This is a genomic window from Sphingobium sp. (assembly GCF_032153725.1).
Lineage (GTDB): Bacteria > Pseudomonadota > Alphaproteobacteria > Sphingomonadales > Sphingomonadaceae > Sphingobium.
In genome coordinates this window covers 14,929-35,633 of the sequence record NZ_JALDYQ010000024.1, presented here as the reverse complement: position 1 = coordinate 35,633, position 20,705 = coordinate 14,929, and the positions used below count along the sequence as shown (strand labels likewise).

Genomic DNA, 20,705 nt, shown 5'->3' with positions numbered 1-20,705 from the left:
CGAGGCGGCGCCGCATCCCGGCGCCGCCTTTTTCATGGGCGGCCCATTTCACGAACTGGAAGCGAGCAATGACGACGACGGCCAAGAAACGCCTGGAGGTCCGCGCCGCGGTTCCGGCCGACGTGCGCGGCATCCAGCGGCTGATCGCCCGCGTCTATCCCGGCATGCCCAATTATTCGCTGGCCACCCTGCGCGGTCAGATCAACAATTTCCCGACCGGCTGCTTCGTCGCGCTCTATGACAATAAGGTCGTCGGCTATTGCGCGACCATGCGGGTCAGCAGGACGATGGCCTTTTCCTATCATGACTGGGAGGAGATCACCGCCAACGGCTTCGGCACCCGGCACAGCGCGGCGGGCGAGTGGCTCTATGGCTATGAGATGGCGGTCGATCCCAAGCTGCGCGGCCTGCGCATCGGCCAGCGGCTCTATGACGAACGCAAGGAACTGGCCGAGGAACTGGACCTGCACGGCATCGTCATCGCCGGGCGGATGCCCGGCTATGCCCGCGCGAAGCGGCGCGTCCATGGTCCCACCGACTATCTCGACAAGGTCGTCCACGGCAAGATTCGCGATCAGGTGATCAGCTTCCAACTGAAGAACCAGTTCGAACCACTCGGCGTGCTGGAAAATTATCTGCCGGAGGACAGGCAATCCGACGGCCACGCCGCGCATCTGATATGGCGCAACCCCTATGTCGATCCCGACGAGGCACCGGAAATGCGGGTGCCCCGCGGCGTCGAAAGCGTTCGCCTCGCCACCTGCCAGCTGCAAGCGCGCGCCGTGCAGGATTTCGACGAGTTCATCCGCAACATCGAATATTTCGTCGATGTCGCTGCGGATTACCGGTCCGACTTCATCGTCTTCCCTGAACTGTTCACCCTGCCTTTGCTCTCCTACGAGACGAAAAAGCTCTCCCCGGTCGAGGCGATCGACAGGCTCACCGGCTACACCCCGCGCCTGAGCCGCGAGCTGGAGCGGATGGCGCTGGAATATAATATCAACATCATCGGCGGCTCCCACCCGACGCGCGCCGAGGATGGTGATACCCAGAACATCGCCTATATCGCGCTTCGCGATGGCTCGTTGCATACGCAGGAAAAGATTCACCCGACGCCCAACGAGGCCTTCTGGTGGAACATCAAGGGCGGCGACTCGCTGGACGTGATCCAGACCGATTGCGGGCCGATCGGCGTGCTCATCTGCTATGACAGCGAATTTCCGGAGCTGGCGCGGCGGCTGGTGGATCAGGGCGCGCGGATCATCTTCGTCCCCTTCTGCACGGACTCGCGGCTCGGTTACATGCGCGTACGCTATTGCGCGCAGGCCCGCGCGATCGAAAACCAATGCTATGTCGTCATGTCGGGCAATGTCGGCAATCTGCCCAATGTCGACAATATGGACATTCAATATGCCCAGAGCGCGATCCTCACCCCCTGCGACCTGCCCTTCGCGCGGGATGGCATTGCGGCGGAGTCGACCGAGAATGTAGAGACGCTGACCATGGCGGACGTGAATCTGGCCGACCTCAGCTGGGCGCGGGCGGAAGGCACGGTGCGCAACCTGCGCGACCGGCGGTTCGACCTTTATCATATCGACTGGGACAGCAATCCCGACCACGCCCATGCGCCAAGCGGCGGACCGGTGCCGGCGGGCGGCCACAACGCGCCGGGCGGCGGCTGATCGCCCTCTAAACCCGCTTTCCCGCATCAGGCGAACGAATATGCTCGCGCCTGATGCCCAATCCTATCAGGCGCGCGGGAATCCCGCGCAGCACGGCATGGCGGTCGAGCAGCTTCACCGGCCAGGGCGGCGCGGTAAGCCGCGTATCGGGATCGAACAAGGCCCCGATGATCCGGTCATGCGCCAGTTTCTGAATCCGCTGAATGACGCGCGTGGGCAGCAGGCGCCGCTGCTGCACACGGGGGGCGATCGCATCGACATCGCCTCCTTCCGCCATCGCCTGCGCCATCAGGTTCGCCGCCGCCACCGCGTCCTGCACCGCCAGATTGATGCCGACGCCGCCAATGGGCGACATGGCATGGGCAGCATCGCCGATCGCCAGCAGGCCCGGTCGATACCAGCGGATCAGCCGGTCGAGCGCCACGGAAAGCAGCTTCAGCTGGTCCCAATCGACCAGATCCTCGACGGCCCCGCCCAGTTCCGGCACGAGGCGCGTGATTTCCGCGCGCAATGCGGGCAGGCCGCGCGCGCGCACCGCTTCCGCCTGCCCCTTGGCAAAGACATAGGCGCATTGCCAATAATCGCCCCGGTCCAGCTGGACGAACAGCCGCCCCGCCTCGAACACGCCCATGCTTTGATTGCGCATCGTCGCGGTCTTGGGCAGGCGGAACCAGAACACATCCATCGGCGCGCCGATATCCTTGAGCGGCAAGGCAGCCGCATCGCGCAATATCGATCGCCGTCCGTCCGCCGCGATGACATAATCCGCCGGAACGACCGCCCCATCCGCCAGCTTCACGCCATTCACCCTGCCGGCGGCGTCATGGGTCAGGCCCGTCGCCTCCGCCTTCATCCGCAGCGTGAAATCCGGATAATGCCCCGCTTCCTGCGCCACGAAGTCGAGAAAGTCCCATTGCGGCATCAACGCGATGAAACGGCTCTTCACGGGCAGGCGGCTGAAATCCGCGATCCGCACCCGCTGCCCCGCGATCCGCCCGGCGAGTTCGCTGACCTTGTCATGCGGCCGTTCCAGCAACCGATCGAGCAACCCCAGTTCACGAAACAGCTCCAGCGTGGAGGGATGGACGGTATCGCCACGAAAATCGCGCAGGAAATCGCCATGTTTTTCCAGCACCGTGACCGGCACCCCCGCGCGCGCGAAGAGCAGGCCCGCCATCATCCCGGCGGGTCCTCCCCCTACGATCACCAGATGAGACGCCATGGCCGCTCTCCGACAGACTGGCCGGCGGCGCGAAGCCGCACCCGCCCTCCATTTTTACCTGTCCTACATCAACCGGTCCACGCTAAAGCATCCTGCGCCAAAGTGGGAACCGGTTTTGCGCCTGTCTCCAGCCTTTGCGCGGCTCTTTGAACATTTAACATGATTTTTTGGAAATAAAGGCAGGAAATGGTGGTTGCCCGCACCTCCATCGTGTCACCTGTGTCACCCAAATCCCACCGGACACCGGCAGCAGGAAACATCGCCCGGCCCCGATCATTATAGACGACATGCCGTCGACCGCCATCGCCCGCTTCGACTATGACGCCGCCCAGCACCGGCTGGACGTGCAGTTCGTCAGCGGCAAGCGCTACAGCTATCATGACGTGCCGGCGGAGATCGCGGAGGGGATGCGCGCGGCCACGTCCAAGGGCGGCTATTTCAACCGCCGCATCCGCGACCGCTATCGCTTCACGCGCCAGTGCTGGATCACTCCACCGTAACGGACTTGGCCAAATTCCTCGGCTGATCGACGTCCGTGCCCTTGGCGACGGCGACATGATAAGCGAGCAGTTGCACCGGCACGGCATAGACCATCGGCGCGATCAGCGGATGGACCTTGGGCATGGTGATGGTCGCGATGCAGCCCTCGCCCGCCGCCTGCACCCCGTCATAGTCGGAAATCAGCACCACCTTGCCGCCGCGCGCCTGCACTTCCTGCATGTTGCTGACGGTCTTTTCGAACAGCGGCCCGCTCGGCGCCAGCACGATCACCGGCACCTTGTCGTCGATCAACGCGATCGGGCCATGCTTCATTTCGCCAGCGGCATAGCCCTCGGCATGGATATAGCTGATTTCCTTGAGCTTGAGCGCGCCCTCCATCGCCAGCGGATAGTCCGGCCCGCGCCCGAGATAGAGCACGTCGCGGGCACCTGCGATCAGATGGGCCATCGCCTCGATCGACTCGTCATAGGCAAGCGCCCCATTGAGCGCGGCCGGTGCTTCCGCGAGGTGGCGCACCAGCTCCTTTTCGGCCTTCGCATCCAGCCGTCCCTTGGCCCGGGCGAGATTCGCGGCAAAGGCCGCCAGAACCGCCAGCTGGCAGGTAAAGGCCTTGGTCGACGCCACGCCGATTTCCGGTCCGGCCAGCGTCGGCAGCAGCAGGTCGGTTTCCCGCGCCATGGTGCTGGTGGGCACGTTGACCACGGCGGCGATCTTCTGCCCCTCCGCCCGCGCATGACGCAGCGCCGCCAGTGTATCGGCGGTTTCGCCCGACTGGCTGATGGCGATCATCAGGCCGCCCTCTTCCATCACCGGCGCGCGGTAGCGGAACTCGCTCGCCACATCGATGTCGACGGGCACCCGGGCGAGCTGCTCGACCCAATATTTGGCGACCATGCCGGCATAATAGCTGGTGCCACAGGCGACGATCGTGACGCGGCGGATCGCGCCCAGGTCGAAATCGGGGATCGGCAGCGACACCTGATCGTCCATGCGGCGAAGATAGGAGCGCAAGGTCTGCGCCACGACAACCGGCTGCTCGTAAATCTCCTTGAGCATGTAGTGGCGGTGATTGCCCTTGGAGATCAGCTCGCCGGTCACGCCCGAAATGGTGACGGGCCGCTCGACCGGGTTGTTGTCCCTGTCGAAAATCTCCGCGCCGTCGCGGGTGATGACGACCCAGTCGCCCTCCTCCAGATAGGCTATGCGCTGGGTCAGCGGCGCCAGCGCCAGCGCGTCGGAGCCGAGATAGGTTTCTCCCTCGCCATAGCCGACCACCAGCGGCGACCCCAGCCGCGCGCCGATCAGCATGTCGGGATGGCTGCGGAACAGGATCGCCAGCGCGAAGGCGCCGTGCAGACGCGGCAGCACCTGTTCCACCGCCTCCCTCGGCGAAGCGCCCTGCTCGACCAGCTCGCTCACCAGATGGGCGACGACTTCGGTATCGGTCTGGCTGTCGAACACCCGGCCGCGCGCCATCAACTCCTCGCGCAGCGGTTTGAAATTCTCGATGATGCCATTGTGGACCAGCGCGACATCCTTCGTCGCATGGGGGTGCGCATTGCTGGTCGTCGGCGCGCCATGGGTCGCCCAGCGCGTATGGGCAATCCCCGTCGTGCCGGGCAGCGGCGCCTGCTCCAGTTCCTTCACCAGATTGACCAGCTTGCCCTCGGCCCGGCGGCGGTCGATCGCGCCTTCATGAACGGTCGCGACACCCGCGCTGTCATAGCCGCGATATTCCAGTCGCCGCAGCCCTTCGACCAGCCGCTCCGCCACGTCGTCCTTGCCGATGATTCCGATGATACCGCACATGGATGGTCCGCCCCAAAGCCGTGAAAATATATGCTTATGCCGCCTATGCCACGTTCGCGCTACCGGTGACAGGGGCCAGCGTCATCGTGGATGAATTGTAATCAGCCAGACATCCGGCGGCGCCAGCAATCGGATCGGCAGGCCACTGGTGCCCACCCCCGCCGAAACGACCATCGTCCGCGCGCCCTCCCGATAAACCCCGCAGGCGTAGCGCGTGCCATAACGCGACGGCACATAGACAATCCCGACAAAGGGCAAGGCCACCTGTCCGCAATGGGTATGCCCCACCAGGGTCAACATCGACCTATCGGGCAACAACGGAAAGGCATCCGGCCCATGGGACAACATCACGGGCGCACCGCCCAGTGCCTGCATCGCGTCCAGCGTCCTTGGGATATCAGGCCGGCCGGTGTAAATATCGCGCAATCCGCCGATCGCCAACGGCCCCCGGCGCACCGCCTGATTGTCGAGCAGGTGGATGCCGATCCGGCCGAACAGGTCGTGCCACTGGCGGCGGCTGATCAGCGCATGCTTGCGCGCATCATGATTGCCCAGCACCGCCACCACGCCCAATGGCGCGCGCAAGGCCGCGAAAGGAGCGATGCTCTGCACGGGGTCATAGGTCGCCCCGCCTTTCGCATCACCGATATAATCGCCGCCCAGCACGATCAGGTCGGGCTTCAGGCCATTCACCTGGGCAACGATCCGCGCCATGCGTTCCGGACTGTTGTCGGGGCCCGACAAATGGCTGTCGGTCATCAGCGCGACCGTGACGGGACGCGGGGACGCATCCGCCGGAAAGGGCAGCGTGACGTCCAACCGCCGCACGATCGGCATGGCCCGCGCATTGGCGACCAGCCAAAGCACCGTCGCCACCGACAGGATCAACAGGATCAGCAGCGCCGTCAGCCAGCGCCGCCTGCGAACAAAACCCTTCACTTGCCGGCTTTGCGCGCCTGCATCCTTGCACGGAAGCGCGCAGCCCAGCCGGGCTTCACTTCCTGCTTCGGCCGGACGAGGCAGAGCGCGTCAGCCTCCACAGCCTGCGTCACGACGCTGCCCGCCGCGACGATCGCGCCGTCGCCGATCTTCACCGGAGCCACCAGGGCGCTGTTGGAACCGATGAAGGCCCCCGCCCCGATCTCCGTCACATATTTGAAAAATCCGTCATAATTGCAGGTGATGGTGCCCGCTCCGATATTGGCGCCCGGGCCCACGCTGGCATCGCCTATATAGGACAGGTGATTGGCCTTCGCACCCTCGCCCAGTTCGGCCTTCTTCACCTCGACGAAATTGCCGACCTTGGCCCTGACGCCGATCTTCGCGCCGGGACGCAGGCGGGCATAGGGGCCGATTTCCGCGCCGGTCCCGATGGTCGCGCCTTCCAGATGGGAGAAAGCGTGGATGGTCACGTCATCGGCCACGGTGACGCCGGGCCCAAAGACGACATTGGGCTCGATCACCACATCCCGGCCCAACACCGTGTCGTGGGCGAAGAACACCGTTTCCGGCGCGATCAGCGTAGCCCCTTCGCGCATCGCCTCGACGCGGCGGCGTTCCTGCCAGACGGCTTCCACCCCGGCCAGTTCCGCGCGGCTGTTGACGCCCGCTACCTCCCAGGCCTCCGCCTCGATCACCGCGCTCTGGGCACCGGGCAGCATGACGATGTCGGGCAGATAATATTCGCCCGCCGCATTGTCGTTGCCGATCTTGTCCAGCAGCACGAAGAGATCGGTCGAGCGCACCGCCATCAACCCCGAATTGCAGAGCGTCACCGCCCGCTCCTCGGCATCGGCGTCCTTATACTCGACCATCTTCTCGATGACGCCCTGCTCGTGGGCGATGATCCGGCCATAGGCAGCGGCATCCTCCGGCCGGAAGCCCAGCACCACGGCGCGCGGCTCGTCACCCCAATTCAGTCGCTCCAGCATGGTCCGCAAGGTTTCGGTCCGCACCAGCGGGACATCGCCATACAGGATCAGGATATCGCCCGCAAAACCCGCCAGCGCATCATGCGCCTGCGCGACGGCATGGCCGGTGCCAAGCTGCTCGGCCTGCACCGCGATGACAGTTCCGTTCCCCTCGACCGCCTTTTCCACCTGCTCCCGGCCAGCGCCGACCACCACGACCTGCCGTTCGGGCTGCAATTCCGCCACGCTGGCAAGCAGATGGAGCAGCATCGGCCTTCCCGCGATCGGATGCAGCACCTTGTGCCTGGCGGATTTCATGCGCGTCCCCTGCCCTGCGGCAAGGATGATGATGGCGAGAGGGCGAGTGGCGGTCACGACAAGGGGCGTCCTTCACAAAAGAGGCCAGGAATCTGAGCGCTCTCTGCCATGTTTGACTTGCCTTTGCCACCCGTCAGACGGCATGAGCCAGCCATGGCATCCATCCCCTTCGATATCGTCGGGTTCGACCTTGACGGCACCCTGCTCGACACCAGCGGCGATCTGGCGGCCGCCGTCAATTATGCCGTCGCCACGGACGGCCGCCCACCCTTCCCGATCGAGGCGATCCATCCTTTCGTCGGCAAGGGCGCCAGGGTGATGCTCCAACGCGCGCTCGACGCATCGGGGGGCTATGACGAAGCGATGCTGGACAGGATGCTGCCGATCCTGCTCGATTATTACGAGCAGAATCTGGCGATCCACTCCTTGCCCTATCCCGGACTGATCGCGGCGATGGACGCGCTGGAGGCAGCAGGCCTGAAGCTCGCCATCTGCACCAACAAGGCGGAACGCTTCACCATTCCGCTGTTGCACCAGATCGGCCTGTCGGAACGCTTCGCCAGCGTCGTCGGGGGGGACACGGTCGGCATCGCCAAGCCCGACCCGGCGCCGATCCACGCCATGATCGAGCGCGCAGGCGGCGGACGGACGATTTTCCTCGGCGACACGATCAACGACATTGCCGGCGCGCGCAATGCGGGCATCCCCAGCATCGCGGTCAGCTTCGGCTTCCTCGACGGCCCGGTCGAAAATCTGGAAGCGGACGCCATCATCCATCATTTCGATGAATTGGTGCCGCTATTGCAAAGCTGGCCAACATGACGCTGCGGCTGGAGCGGGACGGGGCGATCGCCAGGCTGCTGATCGATCGGCCCCGGCAGCATAATGCGCTTTCCCAGGCGATGTGGGAGCAATTCCCGCAACTGGTGAACGAAGCGATGACGGATGAGGCGATCCGCGTGCTGATCCTGACCTCCGCAACGCCCGGCCTGTTCTGCGCAGGCGCGGACATCCATGAATTTGCGCGCCATGCGGGGGAGGAAAGCTGGCGCATCGCCAATCAGGCCGCAATCCGCGCTGCCCAATATGCGCTTGCCCATGCCGAAAAGCCGGTCATAGCGGCCATAGACGGCGACGCGATAGGCGGCGGGTGCGGTCTGGCCATCGCCTGCGACCTGCGGATCGCCTCCCCCGCCGCTCGGCTCGGCATCACTCCCGCCAAACTCGGCATCGTCTATTCGCTGTTCGATACGAAGCTGCTGGTCGACCTGACAGGACCCGCGCGGGCAAAGCGCATCCTGTTCACCGGCGCGTTGCACGATGCGCAAGACGCGCTTGCCATCGGCCTGATCGACCAGATCGCGCCCAATCCGAAGGAAGCCGCCGCAGAATTGGCGCGGACGATGGCGGCCAATGCCCAGCATTCCATCCGCTCGTCCAAGGCGATCATCCGCCGCATATTGGACGGGCAGGCCGATGACGACGCGACCACATTGGCCTGGTTCCGCGATGCCTTCACCCTGCCCGATTTCAAGGAAGGCGTGCAGGCCTTCCGTGACAAACAACGCCCGCGCTTCTGAAGCACTCGCCGCGAGATTCATCCATATCGGACCAACATCTCATCCGATCCGGAAATGTTTGTTAAGGATCAGCTTATACCGCTTTTCCAGCGTGGATGGCGGGACGGATCGCGCGCATGATTTTCGACCATAAAAGGAACTGGGTTCAGCAGCGTGGGAGAAAATTTCGCCTTCTTCCTGCCCGTCATGATGGCAAGCTTCGGCGTGGCTTTCGGCTTCGTCTGGAGCCTGCGCGTGCGAGCCGCCAGCTATTGGAGCGGGGCCTATTTTTGCGTAGCCGGTGGGTTCGCGATGCTGGCGGGATTTGCGCTTTTCCCCAGCCCCATCTGGGGTTTCGCGGCGGACCTGCTGCTTGCCAGCGGTTTCCTGCTGTTCAGTCAGGCCTTGCTGGAGCGTTGGCGGACATCCTGGCTGCTGCGGGCGCGGATCGCGATCTGGGCGCTGTCCATCATGCTCTGCGCGGTCGCGGTCGTGCTGGGCGACCTCCGCCTGGAACTGGTGGCGTCATCTCTCGGCTGCTTCCTGCTGATCGGTCTGCCGCTGATCGCCGGCAAGGATCATCTTCGCAACTGGTCGGATTGCCCGCTCTTTGCCGCAGCTGCGCTGGTCGCGCTCGACAATCTGGTGCGAGGCAGCACGGTTCCGCTTACCTTGTCCAACCAGGGCAGTTTCCCGACCAGCCATTATGCGTTTCTGATGCAGGCGCTGGCATGCCTGTTCGGCCTATTTCTGGCACTTTCGGCACTCGCGGCCAATATGCTCGATCTGCTGGCCCGTTATCGGCGCGAGGCATTGCACGACCCACTTTCCGGCTTGCTGAACCGGCGCGGTTTTGACGAGGCGATTGCGCAACACGCCCGCAGGAAAGGTGTGGAGGGCAGCCTGATCGTCTGCGACATTGATCATTTCAAGGCGATCAACGACCAGTTCGGCCATGCCTTCGGCGATCGCGTCATCGTGGCACTTGCCGAACTCTTTGCCTCATCGATACCGGCCAGCGCCATCATCGCCCGCTTTGGCGGCGAGGAATTCGTCCTGTTCCTCCCCGGCACGCACGCGGCCCGCGCGGGCGCTATCGCCAATGACATCCGCGAGGCAGTGTCACAGGCCGTCGGCGCGCGACTTGGCCTGACGCGTACACTGGGCCTGACGCGTCCACTGACGGCCAGCTTCGGGCTGTCGACGGTTCAGCGCGACGAGGGCTCGATCCATCAAGCCATCGCTCGGGCTGACGAAGCCTTGTACGAAGCCAAGATGCGAGGCCGCAATCGCGTCTGCGTGCGCCGCGCGCTCTGCGCGCCTACCCCGGATGTGTTTTCGCTGGTCAGCAACAGTTGAACCGGGCACGGTCCGACATGAAAAAGGCCGCCTCGACGGGCGGCCTCTTCCCTGTTCTGTTATAGCAGCGAACCGATCACATATGGATCGGCTTGCCGGTCACGGCCATGGCCGCTTCCTTGATCGCCTCGCTGTGCGTCGGGTGGGCATGGCAGGTATAAGCGATATCCTCGCTCGACGCACCGAATTCCATCGCCTGTGCCGCCTGCGCGATCATCGTGCCGGCAACCGAAGCAATGATCCACACCCCCAGCACCTTGTCGGTTTCGGCATCCGCAATCACCTTCACGAAGCCGTCCGGCTCATGATTGGTCTTGGCGCGGCTGTTCGCCATCATCGGGAACTTGCCGACCTTGATCGCGCCCTTTTCCTTGGCGGCTTCCTCGGTCAGGCCCACGCCCGCGATTTCCGGCTTGGTGTAGACCACCGAGGGGATCACGTCATGGTTGACGATGCCGGTCAGGCCCGCGATATTCTCGGCCACGGCAATGCCTTCATCCTCGGCCTTGTGCGCCAGCATCGGGCCGGGGATGACGTCGCCGATCGCCCAGACGCCCGGAACCCTGGTCGCGAAGTCGTGATCGGTTTCGATCTGGCCGCGCGCATTCAGTTCCAGACCGATCTTGTCGAGGCCGAGGCCCTCGGTATTCGGACGGCGGCCGATCGACACCAGCACGACATCGGCCTCGATCTTCTCGGCGGCACCACCGGTGGCCGGTTCGACCGTCAGGGTCACGCCCTTCTTGCCGACCTCGGCGCCCGTGACCTTCGTGCCGAGCTTGTACTCGAAGCCCTGCTTCTTGAAGATCTTGTTCGCTTCCTTGCGGACTTCGCCGTCCATGCCGGGCAGAATCTGGTCGAGGAACTCGACGACCGTGACCTTCGCACCGACGCGGCGCCACACCGAACCCAGTTCCAGACCGATGACGCCGCCGCCGACGACGACCAGATGGCCGGGAACCTTGTCCAGTTCCAGTGCGCCGGTCGAATCGACGATCCTCCCGCCCGCATTGTCGACCTGAACGCCCGGAAGCGGCGTGACCGATGATCCGGTGGCGATGACGATATTCTTCGCCGTCACCTTCTTGCCCGCGACTTCCACAGTGTTAGCACCGGTGAAGCTGGCGAGGCCCTTCAGCCAGTCGACCTTGTTCTTCTTGAACAGGAACTCGATGCCGCCGGTCAGGCCCTTCACCGCGTCCTTGCGCTGGCCCTGCATGGTGTCGAGGTCCAGACTCATCTTGTCGATCTTCACGCCCAGCTTGGCGAGCGCGCCGTTCGCCGCTTCCTCATAAAGCTCCGAAGCATGCAACAGCGCCTTGGACGGAATGCAGCCGACATTGAGGCAGGTGCCGCCCAGCGTCTCGCGACTTTCGGCGCAGGCGGTCTTCAGGCCCAGCTGCGCCGCGCGGATCGCGGCGACATAGCCCCCCGGACCCGCGCCGATTACCAGAACGTCATAGTCGAATTCAGCCATCGTCTTTATCCTCTGGCGTGATGTCTTACAGGTCGATCAGCAGGCGGGTCGGGTCCTCGATCGCGTTCTTGACCGCGACGAGGAAGGTGACCGCTTCACGACCGTCGATCAGGCGATGGTCATAGCTGAGCGCGAGATACATCATCGGCCGGATGACGATCTGACCATCGCGGACGACCGGACGGTCCTCGATGCGGTGGAGGCCCAGCACCGCCGACTGGGGCGGGTTGATGATCGGGCTGGACAGCAGCGAACCGAAGACGCCGCCATTGGAGATGGTGAAGGTGCCGCCCTTCATATCTTCCATGGTCAGCGTGCCTTCCTTGGCCTTCTTGCCGAAGCCGCCAATGGTCTTTTCGATCTCGGCCACGCTCAGCGATTCCGCGTTGCGGATGACCGGCACGACCAGACCGTTCGGGGCCGACACGGCGACCGAGATGTCAGCAAAATCGTTATAGACGATCTCATCGCCCTCGATCTGCGCGTTGACGCCCGGAATATCCCGCAGCGCCATGCAGACCGCCTTCGTGAAGAAGCCCATGAAACCCAAACGGACACCATGCTTCTTCTCGAACAGATCCTTGTACCTGGCGCGCGCTTCGATGACGTTGGTCATGTCGACGTCATTATAGGTGGTCAGCAGCGCCGCGTTGTTCTGCGCTTCCTTCAGTCGCTTGGCGACTGTCTGGCGCAGGCGGGTCATCTTGACGCGTTCCTGCGCGCGGCTCGGACCGGCGGCTGGAGCAGCGGCGGCAGGCGCGGCCGCCGAAGCCGAAGCAGCGGCCTTGGCCGTACCGGCGGCGGCCGCGGCGGTCACGTCGTCCTTGGTCAGACGGCCATCCTTACCGGTGCCCTTGATCTTGCTCGGGTCCAGACCATGTTCCAGCACCAGACGGCGAACTGCCGGCGACAGGGTCAGATTGCCACCCTCTTCGTCATCAGCCGGAGCTGAAGCAGCCGGCGCCGGGGCAGCGGCTTCCGCCTTACCGGCGGCGGCAGCAGGGGCCGCCGAAGCAGCCGCACCGGCGTTCACATAGGCCAGCAGGGCACCGACCTCGACCGTGTCGCCTTCCTTGGCGACGATATCGCCCAGCACGCCGGCGACCGGCGCGGGCACGTCAACCGCTACCTTGTCGGTTTCAAGGGAGACGATGGGCTCGTCAGCCTTCACGGCTTCGCCGGGCTTCTTGAGCCACTGGCCAACGGTTGCTTCGGTAACGGATTCGCCCAGCGTGGGGACTTTGACTTCGGTTGCCATGAGCTTGATCAGCCTTTCTTCTGGCGACGGATTTCTTCACGGACGCTGTGACCCAGCGCATCGGCGACGAGGGCACCCTGTTCGGCGACATGACGCTTGGCAAGGCCCGTCGCGGGCGACGCCGATGCCTTGCGACCGGCATAGCGGGCACGCATCGGCGCCTTGCCGGCCTGAGCCAGCGCTTCCTCGACATAAGGCTCCACGAAGAACCAGGCGCCGTTGTTGCGCGGTTCCTCCTGACACCAGACGACTTCTTCCAGGTTCGTCATGCGGGCGATGCGCGTGGCGAGAGCCTCGGTCGCGAACGGGTAGATTTGTTCGATCCGAACGATCTGCACATCCTTGTCACCGGCAGCATTGCGGGCCTCCATCAGGTCATAGAAGACCTTGCCGGAACACAGGACCAGACGCCTGGTATCCTTGTCCGGCGCCGCATTCGGGTCCGACAGGATGCGCTTGAAATGCGTTTCCCCCAGGAAATCCTCCGCCTTGCTGACCGCCAGCTTGTGACGCAGCAGCGACTTGGGCGCCATGATGATCAACGGCTTGCGGAAGGGGCGCAGCATCTGGCGACGCAGGACGTGGAAATAATTGGCTGGCGTCGTGATGTTCGCCACCTGGATATTTCCTTCGGCACAGAGCTGAAGGAAGCGTTCCAGACGGGCCGAGCTATGTTCCGGACCCTGGCCTTCATAGCCGTGCGGCAACAGGCAGACGAGGCCGTTGGAGCGCAGCCATTTGGTTTCCGACGAAACGATATACTGGTCGAACACGATCTGCGCGCCATTGGCGAAGTCGCCGAACTGGGCTTCCCAGAGCACCAGGCTCTTGGGGTCCGCCAGCGCGAAACCATATTCGAAGCCCAATACGCCATATTCGGAGAGCGGCGAGTCCAGCACCTCGAAACGGCCATGCGGCACGGTCGAGAGCGGGATATATTTCGCTTCGCTATCCTGATCGGTCCAGACGGCGTGACGCTGGCTGAAGGTGCCGCGTCCTGAGTCCTGACCCGACAGGCGCACGCCATAACCTTCCGACAGCAGCGAGCCGAAGGCCAGTGCCTCACCTGTCGCCCAATCGTAATTCTCGCCCGACTTGAACATGTCCGCCTTGGCGTCGATCACGCGCTTCAACGTCTTGTGGACATTATGCCCTTCGGGAATGGTGGTCAGCGTCTTGCCCAGGCTGTCGAACAGCTTCTGGCTGATCGCGCTTTCCACATTCTGGCGCGCGGTTTCGGCGTCAGCGGGCTTGTGCAGGCCCGACCAGCGGCCGGCGAACCAGTCGGCCTTATTGGCCTTGTAGCTCTTCGCCGCCTCGAATTCGTCTTCCAGGTGATTGACGAAATCGCCGGTGGCCTTGCTGACGAAATCGTCATCGACCACGCCTTCCGCCATCAGGCGAGCGGAATACACGTCGCTGACCGGCGGATGCTGGCGGATCTTCGCATACATTTGCGGCTGGGTGAACGAGGGTTCATCACCCTCATTGTGGCCGAAGCGGCGATAGCACCACATGTCGATCACGATATCGCGGTGGAAGGTCTGGCGATATTCGATCGCCAGCTTGCATGCGAAGGTCACGGCTTCCGGATCATCGCCATTGACGTGCAGGATCGGCGCCTGAACGCCCTTCGCCACGTCGCTCGGATAGGGCGAACCACGCGAAAATTGCGGTGAGGTGGTGAAGCCGATCTGGTTGTTGACGATGAAGTGAATGCAACCACCGGTGTTGTAGCCCGGCACGCCCGAAAAGCCGAGGCATTCCCAGACGATACCCTGACCGGCGAAGGCCGCGTCACCGTGGATCAACACAGGCAGAACCTGCTCATGCTTGTCCAGATCGTCACGGAAGGTCTGCTGCGCGCGTACCTTGCCCAGCACCACCGGGTCGACCGTTTCCAGATGCGAGGGGTTGGGAACCAGCGACATGTGGACCTTGACGCCGTCAAATTCACGGTCCGTCGAGGTACCAAGGTGATATTTCACGTCACCCGAACCGCCGACATCCTCGGGATTGGCGGTGCCGCCCGAAAATTCATGGAAGATGACGCGGAAGCCCTTGGCCATCACATTGGCCAGCACGTTCAGGCGGCCACGATGGGCCATGCCGAACACGATTTCGCGAACGCCCGACAGGCCGCCATATTTGATGACGGCTTCAAGCGCGGGAATCATCGATTCACCGCCATCGAGGCCGAAGCGCTTGGTGCCGACATATTTGCGGCCCAGGAACTTCTCATATTGCTCGGCCTGGATCACCTTCGACAGGATCGCCTTCTTCCCCTCGGCGGTGAAGTGGATTTCCTTGTCCTTGCCCTCCAGCCGGTCCTGAAGGAAGCGGCGCTCCTCCACGTCGGCGATGTGCATATATTCCAGGCCGACATTGCCGCAATAATTGGCGCGCAGAATAGCGACGATCTCGCGAACAGTCGCATATTGCAGGCCCAGCGTGCCACCCAGATAGACTTTTTTGTCGAGGTCGGTCAGGCCATGATATTCCGGCGTCAGATCGGCCGGCAGGTCCCGTTGGGACAGGCCCAGCGGGTCAAGATTGGCAGCAAGATGACCACGTACGCGATATGTGCGGATCAACATCTGTGCACGGATTGCATCATCGGCCGCACTTACGGCATCAGTGTCCGAAATCGCCTTGCCCGAAGCCTTGGCGGCGGCCTTCAAGGCCACCTGCATCTGCGTGGGGTCCAGCGCCCCGGTCAGGTCGTCGGTATCGGTCGGCGGCCAGTTGGTGCGCGCCCAGCTCGGCCCGCGTTCGGCGTCATCCGCCGGGAGGGGGAAATCCTGATTCTCGTAACCCATTTTTCACGTCCCATCCGTGCCGCGTGCAGTCGCGGAGCGGGTAACAAGCGGCCGGGGTGCAGCCCGGCCGCCCTGTCTCGTCTTGACGCCGGGCTGATTAGCCCTTCAGCACTTCGAGCAGGGTCGTGCCCAGCTCGGAGGGGCTGGCAGCGACCTTGATGCCGGCGGCTTCCATCGCCGCGATCTTGCTCTCGGCGTCGCCCTTGCCGCCCGACACGATCGCGCCGGCATGGCCCATGCGACGGCCCGGAGGCGCCGTGCGGCCCGCGATGAAGCCGGCCATCGGCTTCTTGCGGCCCTTCTTGGCTTCGTCGATCAGGAACTGGGCGGCCTGTTCTTCCGCGTCGCCGCCGATTTCACCGATCATGATGATCGATTCGGTGGCGTCGTCGGCCAGGAACAGTTCCAGCACGTCGATGAAGTTGGTGCCGTTGACCGGGTCGCCGCCGATGCCGACAGCGGTGGTCTGGCCCAGGCCCGCATTGGTGGTCTGGAACACCGCTTCATAGGTGAGCGTGCCCGAGCGCGACACGACGCCGACCGAACCCTTGGAGAAGATGTTGCCGGGCATGATGCCGATCTTGCACTCGCCGGGGGTCAGCAGGCCGGGGCAGTTCGGGCCGATCAGGCGCGACTTGCTGCCCGACAAAGCGCGCTTCACGCGGACCATGTCGAGGACGGGAATGCCTTCCGTGATCGCGACGATCAGCGGGATTTCCGCGTCGATCGCTTCCAGGATCGAGTCGGCCGCGAACGGCGGCGGAACATAGATAACCGAAGCGTCGGCGCCGGTCTTCGACTTGGCTTCGGCCACGGTGTCGAACATGGGCAGGCCGATATGGGTCGTGCCGCCCTTGCCGGGCGTAACGCCGCCGACCATCTGCGTGCCATAGGCCAAGGCGGTTTCGGTGTGGAAGGTACCGGTGGCACCGGTCATACCCTGGGTGATGACCTTGGTGTTCTTGTTCACCAGAATGGACATGTCAGTCCCTTCATTTCTGTGGACGTGGCACTTTGGGTCTAAGACGGTCCGCCCCAGGCTGCGCACTTACCTGGGAAGCGGACCGGTGCAAGCTTGTGGGGCTCAGGCGAGCGAGGGATCGATGCCCTTGCAGGCTTCCAGCAATTCCTTGACGGCGTCGACCGACACCTGAAGGTTCGCCTTGGCTTCGTCGTTCAGTTCGATCTCGACGATCTGCTCGACGCCGTCCTTGCCGATGATCACGGGCACGCCGACATAGAGATTGTCGACGCCGTACTGGCCGGTAAGGTTCGCGGCGCAGGGCAGCAGACGCTTCTTGTCGCCCAGATAGGCTTCAGCCATGGCGATGGCGCTGGTGGCCGGCGCGTAGAAAGCCGAACCGGTCTTGAGCAGCGCCACGATCTCGCCGCCGCCCGAACGGGTGCGCTGCACGATGGCGTCGATGCGCTCCTTGGTCGAACGGCCCTGCTTGATGAGGTCGGGAACGGGGATGCCGGCAACGGTCGAATATTCGATCACCGGGACCATCGTGTCGCCATGGCCGCCGAGCACGAAGCTGGTGACGTCCTTGGCCGAGACATTGAATTCTTCCGCCAGGAAATGGTTGAAGCGCGACGAATCGAGCACGCCCGCCATGCCGACGACCTTGTTGTGCGGCAGGCCGGAAAATTCGCGCAGCGCCCACACCATCGCGTCGAGCGGGTTGGTGATGCAGATGACGAAGGCGTTGGGGGCGTTGGCGGCGATGCCCTCGCCCACGGCCTTCATGACCTTCAGGTTGATGCCCAGCAGGTCGTCGCGGCTCATGCCCGGCTTGCGGGCGACGCCGGCGGTGACGATGATGACATCGGCATCCTTGATGTCGGCATAATCGTTGGAACCGGTGACCTTGGCATCGAAGCCTTCGACCGAAGCGCACTGCGACAGGTCGAGCGCCTTGCCCTGCGGCACGCCTTCGACGACGTCGAAGAGGACGATGTCACCAAGACCCTTGAGCGCCGCGAGATGCGCGAGGGTGCCACCAATGTTACCAGCGCCGATAAGCGCGATCTTCTTACGGGCCATATGCAATCATCCTCCAAGCCGTGGAAACAGGAATTGCCAAGAAAACGGAAAACGCCAAAACCAAACGCCAAAATTAGACGAAAGTGCGCTTAGGCCTATCTGACGCCGGTTTCAACCGCGCAGAAGCCCCAGTTTCAAATTATCTTTGCAATTCATTCGCAATTTCATTAGTCATGGATTCGCCTCTGTTGCCGACGCGCTCCTACCCTGGCGCATGGCCCTTCCCCACAGCGGCCGCCTGCTGCACGCTCCCCTTTTGCGGGAGCGTGCAGGCTCTTTTTTCCTGAATCCTGAATTGTTGCCGAAGGAAGTCCAGCGTGGCGAGATTATTTTTCGCCGTGACCCAGCGCCAGATAATCGTCGGACTGCATTTCCATCAGGCGCGACACCGTGCGCTCAAACTCGAACGCGCCATCGCCCTCAGGATAAAGCCGCACAGGCTCCGCATCGGCGGACGCGAGCAGCTTTACCTTATATTCGTAGAGCGCGTCGATCAACGTCACGAAGCGCGCCGCTTCATTGCGCTTCTCCGGTCCCAGCACGGGAATGCCGACCAGGATGACCGTATGATATCTGCGGGCGATCGCCAGATAATCGGGGGCGCCACGCGCCTCCGTGCAGAGACGCTTGAACGAGAAAACGGCAACGCCCTTCAGGCTCTTGGGCACATGCAGGGTGCGACCGCCCTGTACCGGAATCTCCTCGACCGGGACCTTGGCCCGATCCTCGACCGGATAGTCGGTCAGCCGGAAAAAGGCCTCGGACAGCGCACTGGTCGCCTCCGCCCCGTTGGGCGCGTGCCAAAGCTTGGCATCACCCAGACGATCGAGCCGGTAATCGGTCGGTCCATTGAGCGTCATCACGTCCAGCTTCGCCTTGATCAGATCGATGAAGGGCAGGAACAGCTGGCGATTGAGGCCATTTTTGTAAAGTTCATCCGGCTCGCGGTTAGAGGTCGTGACGATGGTCACCCGCTTTTCCAGCAGGCCGGTGAACAGCCGCGACATGATCGCGGCATCTGCCATATTGTTGACGACCATCTCGTCAAAGCAGAGCAGCCGCGCTTCATCGGCCAGCGACTCGACCACCGGCGGGATCGGATCGCCCGTCTCCGACTTGCGCGCCTCGGCCAGCCGGGCATGCACATCGAGCATGAATTCGTGGAAGTGGGCGCGCTTCTTGCGCTGGACATGCACCGTGTCGAAGAACAGGTCCATCAGCATCGACTTGCCGCGCCCGACGCCACCCCACATGTAAAGGCCGCGGGGCGGTTCCGGTGCCTTGCGCAGCAGCTTCCAAAGGGTTGAGCCGCGCGGCGGGGCGGCCTCAAGCTCGCGTTGCAGATGGTCCAGGCGCTCGGCAGCCGCGCGCTGGTCGGGATCGGCCCGCAATTCTCCCGCCAGGACGAGCGCATCATATCGGGCGATCACGCTGGTCACTTCGAAAGGGGCTTTCGCGGCATGGGCGCCTTGCGCACGGTCGCCGTGGAGGCGGCGATCAGCTCATCCTGGAAAATCATCTGCCGCAGGAACATCATCCGCCCCGTCTCGCGCAGCAATTCGACCTCCGCGCGCAGAGGCGGACCAATCCTGCCTGAACCACAATATTGCATGGTGAGGTCAATGGTCACCGCCGCCGCTTGTTCCGGACGGCCCATGGCGGCGAGCCCCGCGAACAATGCATGATCGGCAAATGCAGCCAGAAAACCGCCATGCAAGGCGCCCAGCCGGTTGGCGTGCGACGGCCTGCTCTCCAGCATGACCGTCGCCTTGCCCGCGGCATCGCTGCGCGAATAGCTGGTGCCGATGGCCGAGACGAGAAAGGTGCCCGGCACCGGGTCTGTCCAGGACATCCAGCCGGCCCACGGTCCGTCGGGCACGTGGCTCAGAGGACCCACCCCGTCGCTCACGCCGGTCAGAGCTGGCGCTCTACCATCATCTTCTTGGTTTCGGCGATCGCCTTGGCAGGGCTGAGGCCCTTGGGGCAGACGTTCGCGCAGTTCATGATGGTGTGGCAGCGATAAAGGCGGAAGGGATCTTCCAGCTCGTCCAGACGCTCGCCGGTATATTCGTCACGGCTGTCGGCCAGCCAGCGATAGGCCTGAAGCAGGATCGCCGGGCCAAGGAACTTGTCGCTGTTCCACCAGTAGCTGGGGCAGCTGGTCGAGCAGCAGGCGCACAGGATGCACTCATAAAGGCCGTCCAGCTTCTCGCGGTCGGCGGGCGACTGAAGCCGCTCCTTGCCGCTCGGCGCGGGGCTGACGGTTTGCAGCCAGGGCTTGATGCTGTTGTACTGCGCGTAGAAATGGGTGAAGTCCGGGACCAGATCCTTGATCACGTCCATGTGCGGCAGCGGCGTGACGCGCACTTCCTTGCCCGAGCATTCCTCGATCGAGGTGGTGCAGGCAAGGCCGTTGCGGCCATTCATGTTCATCGAACAGGAACCGCAAATGCCCTCGCGGCAGGACCGGCGGAAGGTCAGCGTCGGATCATATTCATTCTTGATCTTCAGCAGCGCGTCCAGAACCATCGGGCCGCAATTGTCGAGATCGATCTCGAACGTGTCATAGCGCGGGTTCTGACCGGAGTCGGGATCGTAGCGATAGACCTTGAAGCTCTTGACGTTGATGGCCCCGTCCGGCGCCTTGTGGGTAACGCCCTTGGCGCTGATCTTGCTGTTCTTGGGCAACGCAAATTCGGCCATTGCTCGTCAAGCCTCTTCGGATGTGTCCTTCAGTTCGGCGT

17 protein-coding genes are annotated in these 20,705 nt (G+C 63.5%); 5 read left to right on the top strand and 12 right to left on the bottom strand.

The features are described from left to right. Positions 1-68 precede the first annotated feature (68 nt). Positions 69-1,682 (top strand): carbon-nitrogen hydrolase family protein, encoded by a 1,614-nt coding sequence (locus RUH75_RS10025; RefSeq protein ID WP_313805321.1) that lies wholly within the window; start codon positions 69-71, stop codon positions 1,680-1,682. A gap of 7 nt (positions 1,683-1,689) precedes the next feature. On the opposite strand, the gene RUH75_RS10020 is transcribed toward RUH75_RS10025, so the two are convergent. Next, positions 1,690-2,904 carry an FAD-dependent oxidoreductase gene (locus tag RUH75_RS10020; protein ID WP_313805318.1) on the bottom strand — a complete coding sequence of 405 codons (1,215 nt, stop codon included), beginning with the start codon at positions 2,902-2,904 and terminating at the stop codon, positions 1,690-1,692. A 287-nt stretch (positions 2,905-3,191) separates the two neighbouring features. Here RUH75_RS10020 and RUH75_RS10015 point away from each other — a divergent pair, with 287 nt between their 5' ends. Further along, the gene (locus RUH75_RS10015; protein WP_313805315.1) at positions 3,192-3,404 is read left to right on the top strand and encodes a KTSC domain-containing protein; all 213 of its coding nucleotides are present in this window, start codon (positions 3,192-3,194) and stop codon (positions 3,402-3,404) included. Here RUH75_RS10015 and glmS read toward each other — a convergent pair. The 3 genes from glmS to glmU form a co-directional block, all read right to left on the bottom strand. Next, entirely contained in the window at positions 3,391-5,214 is a 1,824-nt protein-coding gene (gene glmS / locus RUH75_RS10010; protein ID WP_313805312.1) for a glutamine--fructose-6-phosphate transaminase (isomerizing), read from the bottom strand. The genes RUH75_RS10015 and glmS overlap by 14 nt on opposite strands. An 81-nt stretch (positions 5,215-5,295) precedes the next feature. Continuing rightward, positions 5,296-6,123 carry a metallophosphoesterase gene (locus RUH75_RS10005; RefSeq protein WP_313805425.1) on the bottom strand — a complete coding sequence of 276 codons (828 nt, stop codon included), beginning with the start codon at positions 6,121-6,123 and terminating at the stop codon, positions 5,296-5,298. Positions 6,124-6,149: 26 nt separating this feature from the next. Further along, the gene (glmU, locus tag RUH75_RS10000) at positions 6,150-7,442 is read right to left on the bottom strand and encodes a bifunctional UDP-N-acetylglucosamine diphosphorylase/glucosamine-1-phosphate N-acetyltransferase GlmU (protein WP_313805422.1); all 1,293 of its coding nucleotides are present in this window, start codon (positions 7,440-7,442) and stop codon (positions 6,150-6,152) included. 153 nt (positions 7,443-7,595) lie between these two features. On the opposite strand from glmU, the gene RUH75_RS09995 reads away from it, so the two are divergent. From RUH75_RS09995 to RUH75_RS09985, 3 genes are all read left to right on the top strand, one after another. Next, positions 7,596-8,264 (top strand): HAD family hydrolase, encoded by a 669-nt coding sequence (locus RUH75_RS09995; protein ID WP_313805310.1) that lies wholly within the window; start codon positions 7,596-7,598, stop codon positions 8,262-8,264. Next, entirely contained in the window at positions 8,261-9,022 is a 762-nt protein-coding gene (locus RUH75_RS09990; RefSeq protein WP_313805308.1) for an enoyl-CoA hydratase-related protein, read from the top strand. Before RUH75_RS09995 ends, RUH75_RS09990 begins: the two co-directional genes overlap by 4 nt. A gap of 153 nt (positions 9,023-9,175) precedes the next feature. Then, positions 9,176-10,360 carry a GGDEF domain-containing protein gene (locus RUH75_RS09985; protein WP_313805306.1) on the top strand — a complete coding sequence of 395 codons (1,185 nt, stop codon included), beginning with the start codon at positions 9,176-9,178 and terminating at the stop codon, positions 10,358-10,360. Between the two features lie 76 nt (positions 10,361-10,436). Here the strand turns inward: RUH75_RS09985 and lpdA are convergent, their stop codons facing one another. The 8 genes from lpdA to RUH75_RS09945 form a co-directional block, all read right to left on the bottom strand. Then, positions 10,437-11,837: a dihydrolipoyl dehydrogenase gene (gene lpdA, locus RUH75_RS09980; RefSeq protein WP_313805304.1), complete on the bottom strand. Its 1,401-nt coding sequence runs from the start codon at positions 11,835-11,837 to the stop codon at positions 10,437-10,439. Between the two features lie 25 nt (positions 11,838-11,862). Then, on the bottom strand, positions 11,863-13,095 hold the full coding sequence (gene odhB / locus RUH75_RS09975; RefSeq protein WP_313805302.1) for a 2-oxoglutarate dehydrogenase complex dihydrolipoyllysine-residue succinyltransferase: 1,233 nt from the start codon (positions 13,093-13,095) through the stop codon (positions 11,863-11,865). An 8-nt stretch (positions 13,096-13,103) separates the two neighbouring features. Further along, positions 13,104-15,914, bottom strand: coding sequence for a 2-oxoglutarate dehydrogenase E1 component (locus RUH75_RS09970; RefSeq protein WP_313805300.1), 2,811 nt, complete (start codon positions 15,912-15,914; stop codon positions 13,104-13,106). Between the two features lie 97 nt (positions 15,915-16,011). Further along, positions 16,012-16,896, bottom strand: coding sequence for a succinate--CoA ligase subunit alpha (gene sucD / locus RUH75_RS09965; RefSeq protein ID WP_313805298.1), 885 nt, complete (start codon positions 16,894-16,896; stop codon positions 16,012-16,014). Positions 16,897-16,998: 102 nt separating this feature from the next. Then, entirely contained in the window at positions 16,999-17,961 is a 963-nt protein-coding gene (gene mdh / locus RUH75_RS09960) for a malate dehydrogenase (protein ID WP_313805296.1), read from the bottom strand. Positions 17,962-18,287: 326 nt separating this feature from the next. Continuing rightward, on the bottom strand, positions 18,288-19,400 hold the full coding sequence (gene zapE, locus RUH75_RS09955) for a cell division protein ZapE (RefSeq protein WP_313805294.1): 1,113 nt from the start codon (positions 19,398-19,400) through the stop codon (positions 18,288-18,290). After that, positions 19,397-19,813, bottom strand: a complete 417-nt coding sequence (locus tag RUH75_RS09950; protein ID WP_313805292.1) for a PaaI family thioesterase — start codon at positions 19,811-19,813, stop codon at positions 19,397-19,399. Before RUH75_RS09950 ends, zapE begins: the two co-directional genes overlap by 4 nt. Before the next feature lie 62 nt (positions 19,814-19,875). After that, positions 19,876-20,664 carry a succinate dehydrogenase iron-sulfur subunit gene (locus RUH75_RS09945; RefSeq protein WP_313805290.1) on the bottom strand — a complete coding sequence of 263 codons (789 nt, stop codon included), beginning with the start codon at positions 20,662-20,664 and terminating at the stop codon, positions 19,876-19,878. Positions 20,665-20,705: the final 41 nt, after the last annotated feature.

Bases quoted from the DNA above. Each gene is read 5' to 3' on its own strand.
- RUH75_RS10025 (WP_313805321.1), top strand. From the start codon at position 69: ATGACGACGACGGCCAAGAAACGCCTGGAGGTCCGCGCCGCGGTTCCG.
- RUH75_RS10020 (WP_313805318.1), bottom strand. From the start codon at position 2,904: ATGGCGTCTCATCTGGTGATCGTAGGGGGAGGACCCGCCGGGATGATG.
- RUH75_RS10015 (WP_313805315.1), top strand. From the start codon at position 3,192: ATGCCGTCGACCGCCATCGCCCGCTTCGACTATGACGCCGCCCAGCAC.
- glmS (WP_313805312.1), bottom strand. From the start codon at position 5,214: ATGTGCGGTATCATCGGAATCATCGGCAAGGACGACGTGGCGGAGCGG.
- glmU (WP_313805422.1), bottom strand. From the start codon at position 7,442: ATGAAATCCGCCAGGCACAAGGTGCTGCATCCGATCGCGGGAAGGCCG.
- RUH75_RS09995 (WP_313805310.1), top strand. From the start codon at position 7,596: ATGGCATCCATCCCCTTCGATATCGTCGGGTTCGACCTTGACGGCACC.
- RUH75_RS09990 (WP_313805308.1), top strand. From the start codon at position 8,261: ATGACGCTGCGGCTGGAGCGGGACGGGGCGATCGCCAGGCTGCTGATC.
- lpdA (WP_313805304.1), bottom strand. From the start codon at position 11,837: ATGGCTGAATTCGACTATGACGTTCTGGTAATCGGCGCGGGTCCGGGG.
- odhB (WP_313805302.1), bottom strand. From the start codon at position 13,095: ATGGCAACCGAAGTCAAAGTCCCCACGCTGGGCGAATCCGTTACCGAA.
- RUH75_RS09970 (WP_313805300.1), bottom strand. From the start codon at position 15,914: ATGGGTTACGAGAATCAGGATTTCCCCCTCCCGGCGGATGACGCCGAA.
- sucD (WP_313805298.1), bottom strand. From the start codon at position 16,896: ATGTCCATTCTGGTGAACAAGAACACCAAGGTCATCACCCAGGGTATG.
- mdh (WP_313805296.1), bottom strand. From the start codon at position 17,961: ATGGCCCGTAAGAAGATCGCGCTTATCGGCGCTGGTAACATTGGTGGC.
- RUH75_RS09950 (WP_313805292.1), bottom strand. From the start codon at position 19,813: ATGTCCTGGACAGACCCGGTGCCGGGCACCTTTCTCGTCTCGGCCATC.
- RUH75_RS09945 (WP_313805290.1), bottom strand. From the start codon at position 20,664: ATGGCCGAATTTGCGTTGCCCAAGAACAGCAAGATCAGCGCCAAGGGC.